Below are 7,354 nucleotides of genomic sequence, written 5' to 3' on the forward strand. Positions count from 1 at the left end.
GCGCTCCTCAGTTGGCGCTCGGCGTCGGGGAGCCGCCCGGCCGGGGCAGCGCGGCGATCCGGTCGACGGCCCCCGCGAGCGCCTCCGGCGGCAGCAGCCCGGGCCCCTGGGCGCGCGCGAAGTCCGCGAAGGTCTCGGCGGTCGTGTACTTCGGCCGGTAGCCCAGCGTCTCGCGCATCTGGTCCGTCGACACGACGCGGCCGTGGGTGAGCAGCCGGATCTGTTCCGGGGAGAAGTCCGTCATGCCCAGCGTACGCACCAGCGAGCCCGCCCAGGTGACGGCGGGCAGCAGCAGGGGCACGGTGGGGCGGCCCAGCCGCCGGGAGCACTGGGAGAGCAGCAGGACGCCGTCCCCGGCGATGTTGAAGGTGCCGCTGTTGAGCGTGGACCGCTCGGGGTCGTGCGAGGCGATCCGCAGCACCTCGATCACATCGTCCTCGTGCACGAACTGGAGCCGCGGGTCGTAGCCGAACACCGTCGGCAGGACCGGCAGCGCGAAGTACGAGGCGAGCGGCGTCTCCGCGGTGGGGCCGAGGATGTTGGCGAAGCGCAGCACGCACACCGCGACATCGGGCCGGCGGCGCGCGAAGCCGCGTACGTACCCCTCGACCTCGACGGTGTCCTTGGCGAAGCCGCCGCTCGGCAGCGACTTGGGCGGGGTCGTCTCGGTGAAGACGGCCGGATCGCGCGGCGCCGAACCGTAGACGTTGGTACTGGACTTGACCACCAGCCGCTTCACGGTCGGCGACTTCTGGCAGGCGCCGAGCAGCTGCATGGTGCCGATGACGTTGGTCTCCTTGACCGTGGTCCGGCTGCCGCTGCCGAGCGCGGTGCCCGTCACGTCGAGGTGGACGACCGTGTCGGCCGCGGTCTCGGCGAGCACCCGCGCGATGGTGGGGTGCCGGATGTCGGCCTGGACGAAGTCGGCACCGCCCAGATGGTGCTCGGGCGGCACAGCGTCCACGGCGATCACCCGGTCCACCCGGGGGTCGCGCTGGATCCGTCGTACGAACCGGCCCCCCAGCTGACGGGCCACCCCGGTCACGAGCACGACCTTCCCCAAGAGCTGCGCCTTCCTCTCGCGTTACCCGTGTGCGGCCAACCTAGCGGGTCGGCGTCGCGCTGTGAGGACCGCCCACCGCGCCATGTCACGGGCCCCGCGTCCGGACGACCGGACCGGGCCACCCGCGAGGCGGGCGTACGCGCGGGGCACCTGCCCGGAACATGACTGTGGCCCCCCACCATGCATGGCGGGGGGCCACAGGACACGCTCTCGCGGCGTCGCGTCGCTTACTTCTTGTTACGACGCTGGACGCGCGTGCGCTTCAGCAGCTTGCGGTGCTTCTTCTTAGCCATCCGCTTGCGCCGCTTCTTGATAACAGAGCCCACGACTACCCTCGCTCACTTCTCATCACTCGGTGCTGGGCATCATGGGCCCATACGACCTACGAGGGGTCAGCCTACCCGCCCGAGCGCTGAGGTCGTAATCGAGGGGCCGTCAGGCCGTCTCCACCCCCACATAGCTCTCGCGGAGGTACTCGTGAACCGCTTGTTCCGGGACGCGGAACGACCGCCCCACCCGGATCGCGGGCAGATGACCACTGTGCACCAAGCGGTACACGGTCATCTTGGACACTCGCATCACCGAGGCGACTTCCGCCACGGTAAGGAACTGAACCTCGTTCAGAGGCCTCTCGCCAGCTGCAGCCATGACACACCTGAACCTTCCGCACTCGACGGCCACCGGCTTCCCCTTCCGGTGACTCTTCGTCGCTGCGTGCTCACTCCCCAATGTAGGGGCGGGTGATGCGAGTGGGGAAGAGGTGCACCCATCGGCGGCCTACTGTGACAGACACGCTCGATTGAGTACGTAGCGGGTCAGCGGACCGTAGTAGTGCGACCGCACCGCGTCATCAAGTGGAACCACCACGGAGACGGTTCCCTCGGCCTCCCCCACGAAGAGCGCGGGGTCGTCGGTGTCGGCCAGACCGATAGCCTCGAACCCCAGCTGACCTGCGCCGCAGACCCATCCGTGGTCCCCGATGACCAGCTCGGGGAGCGGCCCGCCGGCCTCCGCCGCGGCGGCCAGAACGGTACGAACCGGCAGCGGTGAGTGGGTGTGTGCGCCCGGCTCACGACCGGGGCGTCCGGCGTCGGGTTCGCGGACGAGCGCGACTCCGCGGACGTAGTCAAGGTTGTACGTGCGTAGACCGAACCGGGTCGTTATGTCGACACAGTGACCCTGCGCCGGGGTGAGGACAGTACATCCCGCCGCCGACAGAGCGTCCGCCAACGCGGCGTAGAAACCGAGCAGCCGGTGCGGATGACCGGTCCCCAGGAGCAGCGGAGCGCCACGCTGGGCGACCGCGGCCAGCCGCTCGGCGAAGGCGAGCAGCGCGGCGAGGGTCCGCTCGGGGTCGATCACATCATGACCGGAAGTACGGCCGGGATCGGCCGAAACACCGCACCTGTCCGACATCAGTGCGAGCAACTCCCGCTGCCCCCAAGCCCCTTCGGGGTCGAGCCCGATCAGCGCCCGGGGGTCCCGTGCCGCGAACAACCGGTAGCTCCGCAGGCTCGCCTCCCGCGCGGTGGCCACGGGTCCGGCCAGCCCGGCGGCCAGGAGGTGGGCGCGGAGCGCGCCGGTGCTCAACACGGGAGCGATGCTGACGGACCCCGGCGGCGGAGCGGGCCGGAAGCCGGAAAACACCGCACAGTTGGCCTAACACCAGAACTCCGGACAGCTACGACTTCAGTAGCGGAACAGTGACAAAGCACACCACAACTGCCGTACCGTTTCCCGGGTCTCACTCCGCGTGGACGACAACGACCGACCGTGCACGCCGCATTGACCGCACAGACACCACCGACCAGCAGGGGGAACCACCATGGAACTGTCCCGTCGCGCCATCACCGCCGCCGCACTCACCGCGCTGGCCCTCGGCGGCACCGTCGCCGCCACCTCTCCGGCCTCGGCCGCCACGACGGCGCCGGCAGCCGCCGCGTACAACGGCGCCTGCGGCACCGGCTACCAGGTGATCGGCTCCACCCCGGTCGGCAACTCCGGGAAGGTCTTCCTGACCTGGAACGAGTCGACCGGCAAGAACTGCGCCGTGACCATCCGCAACACCCCGGGCGCCAAGATCCACATGGGCGTCGAACTCACCATCGTCACCGGCCACGAGACCACCCCGGTCAGCGACACCGGCCAGTACACGTCGTACGCCGGTCCCGTCTACCTCAACGGGCGCGGCCACTGCATCGAGTGGTACGGCGTCATCGGCACGGCGACCGGCGGGGACACCGGCCACTGCGGCTGACGCCCCGCGCCGGGGGACGGGCCGACCACCCGCCCCCCGGCGGCACCCCTACGCCAGCAGCCCGCGCAGCGGGAACACCGCCCGCCGCGCCGCCAGGACCGCCTGGTCGAGGCGGTCGGCGGGATCGTAGCCGGACTCCCAGTCGGCCCAACGCACCGGCGACCGCCCGTCGGTCATCCGGGCCGGCGCCAACTGCCGTGTCCGCGCGAAGACTTCCTGCCGCCAGCTCTCCGGGACGACCGTCTCGGGCGCGATCTCCCGGCCGGCCGCGATGGCGACGAGATGCGTCCACGAGCGCGGCACCACCTCCACCACGGCGTAACCGCCGCCGCCCAGCGCCACCCACTTCCCGTCCGCGTACCGGTGCGCCAGCTCGTGGCACGCCACCTGCACGGCCCGCTGCGCGTCCAGCGACACGGCCAGATGCGCCAGCGGATCCTCGAAGTGCGTGTCGGCGCCGTGCTGGGTGACCAGCACCTGTGGCCGGAAGTCCGCGAGCAGCTCCGGTACGACCGCGTGGAACGCGCGCAGCCACCCCGCGTCACCGGTCCCGGCCGGCAGCGCCACGTTCACCGCCGAGCCCTCCGCGCTCTCCGCCCCGGTCTCCTCCGGCCGGCCGGTCCCCGGGAAGAGCGTCCGCGGATGCTCGTGCAGGGAGACCGTCAGCACCCGGGGGTCCTCCCAGAAGGCGGCCTGCACACCGTCCCCGTGGTGCACGTCGACATCGACGTACGCGACCCGCTCGGCCCCCAGCTCCAACAGCCGGGCGATCGCGAGGGACGCGTCGTTGTAGACGCAGAACCCGGAAGCGGCCCCCGGCATCGCGTGGTGCAGCCCGCCGGCGAAGTTCACGGCGTGCGGGGCGTCCCCGCGCCACACGGCCTCCGCCGCGCCGACCGACTGCCCGGCGATCAGCGCCGAGACCTCGTGCATCCCCGCGAAGGCCGGATCGTCCATGGTCCCCAGGCCGTACGCCGCGTCCGCCGACGCCGGATCGGCCGACGCGGCCTTCACCGCCTCGACGTAGTCCTGCCGGTGGACGAGCCGCAGCGTCGACTCACCGGCGGGCTTCGCCGACACCACGTCGACATCCCGGTCGAGCCCGAAGGCGTCGACGAGTCGCCGGGTCAGGGCGAGCCGGACCGGGTCCATCGGATGGTCCGGCCCGAAATCATAGCCCGTTACTGCCTCGTCCCACATCAGCTGTGTGCGGCCGTTCATGCCCGTCACCGTATCGGTCCTCCTGCGGCGCGAACGACCTGGCGTACACCAATGTCACCAGGACCAACACCATCGGCACCAGCATGGCCCCGCGGTAGCTCCAGGCGTCACCCAGCGCCCCGACCAGCGGCGAACCCACGAGGAAGCCGACGTAGTTGAAGATGTTGAGCCGCGCGACGGCCGTGTCCGACGCCCCTGGGAAGAGCCGCCCCGCCGCCGCGAACGTCTGCGGAACCAGCACACACAGCCCCAGCCCGAGCAGTGTGAACCCCAGCATCCCGACCCCCGCCCCGGGCGCCACGGCCACCACCGCGAACCCGAGCGCGGCCACCACCGCCCCCAGCCGTACGACCGTCACGGCCCCGAACCGCCGCACCCCGAAGTCCCCGATACCTCGCCCGACCAGGCACATCACCATGTAGACGTTGTACGGAACCGTCGCCACCTGCTCCGAGCTGCCCAGCACGTCCTTGAGGTACTTCGCGCTCCAGTTGGAGACGGTCGAGTCCCCGATGTACGCGAAGGTCATCACCAGGCAGAGCGGCAGCAGCAGCTTGAAGACGAGCGGCCCCGCCTCGGCCGCCTCCCCCGCGCCGCCCGGCGCACCACCGTCGACGTACCACCGGCTCCCCACCAGCGCGGCCGGCAGCAGCACCGCCACCACGGGCAGGTACGACACCCACAGCGCCAGCTGCCAGTGCGCCCCGGCCCACGCCAGGGAGGCCCCCACGATCCCGCCCAGGCTGTACGCGGCGTGGAAACTGAGCATGATGCTCCGCCCGTACGACCGCTGCAGGCTCACCCCGAGCATGTTCATCGAGGCGTCCAGCGCACCCACGGCGAGCCCGAACGCACCGAGGGAGACGGCCAGTTCGGCCATCCCGTCACCGGACCCGGCACCGAGCAGCGCCAGCAGCACCACCGGCTGGGACCAGCGCAGCAGCACGCTGGGCCGTATCCGCTTCACCAGCTGCTCGGTCGTCACGCTGCCCACGCCGGCGAGGATCGGCACCGCCGCCAGGAACAGCGGCAGCAGCGCGTCGGAGACGCCGTACCGATCCTGGATGGCGGGGATGCGCGTCACCAGCAGCGCGAAGGCGGCGCCCTGCGCGAAGAAGCTGAACGCCAGAGAGGCCCTACCGCGCCGCAGCACATCTGTCATGGCGGCGAGCGTAGGGCCCCAGTAGTACTCGTGGGTAGATCCGGCCAAAGGTGAATTCGGCTCAGCTTTACCGGGCGACGGCCATCGCGGGGACGCGGGCGACCACGGGCACCTGGGCGGGCCGGTCCACGGTCTTCAGCTCGTCGGCGATCATCTCAGCCATCGGCACGACGGCCAGCCGGCCACTGACCACTGCCGCCACGGCCATCGTGCTCACCATGACGACCGTGCCCAGCCACACCATGGTGTCCACAGGCAGCGTGTACACACCCACCACCCGGGCGACGCACTCGGCGAGCAGCAGCACACCCCAGACGAGCGAGAACCGGCGCTCGGCCCTCCGGAAGGCCGCGGACCCGGCCAGCAGCCGCTCGAAGGCGGCGTCCCGGGCCGCGTCCCCCTTCACCAGCCAGGGCTTCATACCTGCGGTCATCAGCGGCTTGCCCAGCGCCACGGAGACCAGGATGCCGATCCCGACGGCACTGCTGACCCCGCTGTCCTTGGCGAGCATCAGCCGCGGATCACCGGCGACGAGGCTGAGGGCCAGCCCCACGACGTTCACGAAGAGGATCAGGGTGGCGAAACCGTTGAGCTTCCGCTCCGCCACGAACCCCCACACGGTCCGTGCCGCCGGCACCACACTGCTCCACCCCAGCGCCGCCATGGTGCTCATCCCGAACCCGCTCTTGAACAGGTAGTACGACCCGATCGGCACCGCCACGTCCATCAGGAGCGGCGCGAGGTTCTGCGTCTTGGAGCCCGTGTTCGTCGTCATGTGCTCAGCTTGCCGCCGGGACCCCCACCGCCAGTAGAACCGATCGTCCGGAGCTCGGCATGACAAATGTCAGCGCCGATCCGAGGGGTCGGTCATACCAGCAGACTCGGCAACTCCTCCATGCTGCCGAAGAGTTGCGTGGCGCCGGCGAGCCGCTCGGCGGGGGTCATGGCGGTGAAGCCGTACACGTCCATCCCCGCCGCCACAGCGGCCCGCACACCGAGGGGACTGTCCTCCACGACGACGCACCGCTCCGGCGCGACCCCCATCCGCTCGGCCGCGTGGAGGAAGAGGTCCGGCGCCGGCTTCCCCCGCCCCACGTCCTGCGAGCTGAAGATCCGCTCCTCGTTGAACCACCGGTCGAGCCCGGCCGCCCGATGCCCGACCCTGATCCGCTCATGACTCCCGGACGACGCCACGCAGTACGGCACCCCGTCCGCCGCGAGCCTCTCCAGGACGTCGGCGGCCCCGGCCACCGGCTTCAACTCCCGCTCGAACGCGGCGAACACCCGCGCGTGGAACACGTCGTCGAAGTCGTCCGGCAGCCGCTGCCCGGTCCGCTCCCGCACCAGATCGTGTACGCGGTGCATGGCGGCGCCCATGTAGTCGCGGAGGGAGTCCTCGTAGGAGGTCGGGTGCCCCAGCTCCGTGAGATAGCCAGCCAGAAGCCGGTTGGAGATGGGCTCGCTGTCGACCAGGACACCGTCGTTGTCGAAAATCACTAGGTCATGGCGCATACCACCGAGCCTAAACGCAGAAAACCCCCGTGCCGAATGGCACGGGGGTTTTCGCAATGATTGTTCGGCGGTGTCCTACTCTCCCACAGGGTCCCCCCTGCAGTACCATCGGCGCTGTAAGGCTTAGCTTCCGGGTTCG

The 7,354-nt window shown here is 70.7% G+C and carries 9 protein-coding genes and 1 rRNA gene; 1 reads left to right on the forward strand and 9 read right to left on the reverse strand.

The genetic code is table 11. The features are described from left to right. Positions 1-7: 7 nt before the first annotated feature. The 4 genes from ABZT12_RS34875 to ABZT12_RS34890 all read right to left on the reverse strand — a co-directional run bounded on the left by ABZT12_RS34875 (position 8) and on the right by ABZT12_RS34890 (position 2,656). Positions 8-1,063: an NAD-dependent epimerase/dehydratase family protein gene (locus ABZT12_RS34875; protein ID WP_356392401.1), complete on the reverse strand. Its 1,056-nt coding sequence runs from the start codon at positions 1,061-1,063 to the stop codon at positions 8-10. A gap of 227 nt (positions 1,064-1,290) precedes the next feature. Further along, complete coding sequence (locus ABZT12_RS34880; protein WP_003948845.1) at positions 1,291-1,389, reverse strand: AURKAIP1/COX24 domain-containing protein; 99 nt, start codon at positions 1,387-1,389, stop codon at positions 1,291-1,293. A gap of 109 nt (positions 1,390-1,498) precedes the next feature. Beyond that, entirely contained in the window at positions 1,499-1,711 is a 213-nt protein-coding gene (locus ABZT12_RS34885) for a helix-turn-helix domain-containing protein (protein WP_004984898.1), read from the reverse strand. A gap of 129 nt (positions 1,712-1,840) precedes the next feature. Continuing rightward, entirely contained in the window at positions 1,841-2,656 is an 816-nt protein-coding gene (locus ABZT12_RS34890; RefSeq protein ID WP_356392403.1) for a phosphatase, read from the reverse strand. 232 nt (positions 2,657-2,888) lie between these two features. On the opposite strand from ABZT12_RS34890, the gene ABZT12_RS34895 reads away from it, so the two are divergent. Beyond that, a complete protein-coding gene (locus ABZT12_RS34895; RefSeq protein WP_356392406.1) occupies positions 2,889-3,320 on the forward strand; it encodes a spore-associated protein A in 432 nt (143 codons plus the stop codon). A gap of 48 nt (positions 3,321-3,368) precedes the next feature. On the opposite strand, the gene ABZT12_RS34900 is transcribed toward ABZT12_RS34895, so the two are convergent. The 5 genes from ABZT12_RS34900 to rrf all read right to left on the reverse strand — a co-directional run. Next, positions 3,369-4,541 carry an acetoin utilization protein AcuC gene (locus tag ABZT12_RS34900; RefSeq protein WP_356392408.1) on the reverse strand — a complete coding sequence of 391 codons (1,173 nt, stop codon included), beginning with the start codon at positions 4,539-4,541 and terminating at the stop codon, positions 3,369-3,371. Continuing rightward, the gene (locus tag ABZT12_RS34905) at positions 4,492-5,703 is read right to left on the reverse strand and encodes an MFS transporter (protein WP_356392411.1); all 1,212 of its coding nucleotides are present in this window, start codon (positions 5,701-5,703) and stop codon (positions 4,492-4,494) included. Before ABZT12_RS34905 ends, ABZT12_RS34900 begins: the two co-directional genes overlap by 50 nt. Positions 5,704-5,770: 67 nt before the next feature. Next, positions 5,771-6,478 carry a VC0807 family protein gene (locus ABZT12_RS34910; RefSeq protein ID WP_356392413.1) on the reverse strand — a complete coding sequence of 236 codons (708 nt, stop codon included), beginning with the start codon at positions 6,476-6,478 and terminating at the stop codon, positions 5,771-5,773. Between the two features lie 92 nt (positions 6,479-6,570). Beyond that, positions 6,571-7,215 carry an HAD family hydrolase gene (locus ABZT12_RS34915; RefSeq protein ID WP_356392416.1) on the reverse strand — a complete coding sequence of 215 codons (645 nt, stop codon included), beginning with the start codon at positions 7,213-7,215 and terminating at the stop codon, positions 6,571-6,573. Positions 7,216-7,277: 62 nt separating this feature from the next. Beyond that, a 5S ribosomal RNA gene (rrf, locus tag ABZT12_RS34920) occupies positions 7,278-7,354 on the reverse strand; the annotation flags it as partial.

Origin of the sequence: Streptomyces sp. NPDC005423 (assembly GCF_040606415.1) — a bacterium.
In the GTDB taxonomy this organism is placed as follows: Bacteria; Actinomycetota; Actinomycetes; order Streptomycetales; family Streptomycetaceae; genus Streptomyces.

What these genes read in the sequence shown, in the direction of transcription:
- ABZT12_RS34885 (WP_004984898.1), bottom strand. Translation starts at nt 1,711, where the DNA reads ATGGCTGCAGCTGGCGAGAGGCCTCTGAACGAGGTTCAGTTCCTTACC.
- ABZT12_RS34895 (WP_356392406.1), top strand. Translation starts at nt 2,889, where the DNA reads ATGGAACTGTCCCGTCGCGCCATCACCGCCGCCGCACTCACCGCGCTG.
- ABZT12_RS34900 (WP_356392408.1), bottom strand. Translation starts at nt 4,541, where the DNA reads ATGAACGGCCGCACACAGCTGATGTGGGACGAGGCAGTAACGGGCTAT.
- ABZT12_RS34905 (WP_356392411.1), bottom strand. Translation starts at nt 5,703, where the DNA reads ATGACAGATGTGCTGCGGCGCGGTAGGGCCTCTCTGGCGTTCAGCTTC.
- ABZT12_RS34910 (WP_356392413.1), bottom strand. Translation starts at nt 6,478, where the DNA reads ATGACGACGAACACGGGCTCCAAGACGCAGAACCTCGCGCCGCTCCTG.
- ABZT12_RS34915 (WP_356392416.1), bottom strand. Translation starts at nt 7,215, where the DNA reads ATGCGCCATGACCTAGTGATTTTCGACAACGACGGTGTCCTGGTCGAC.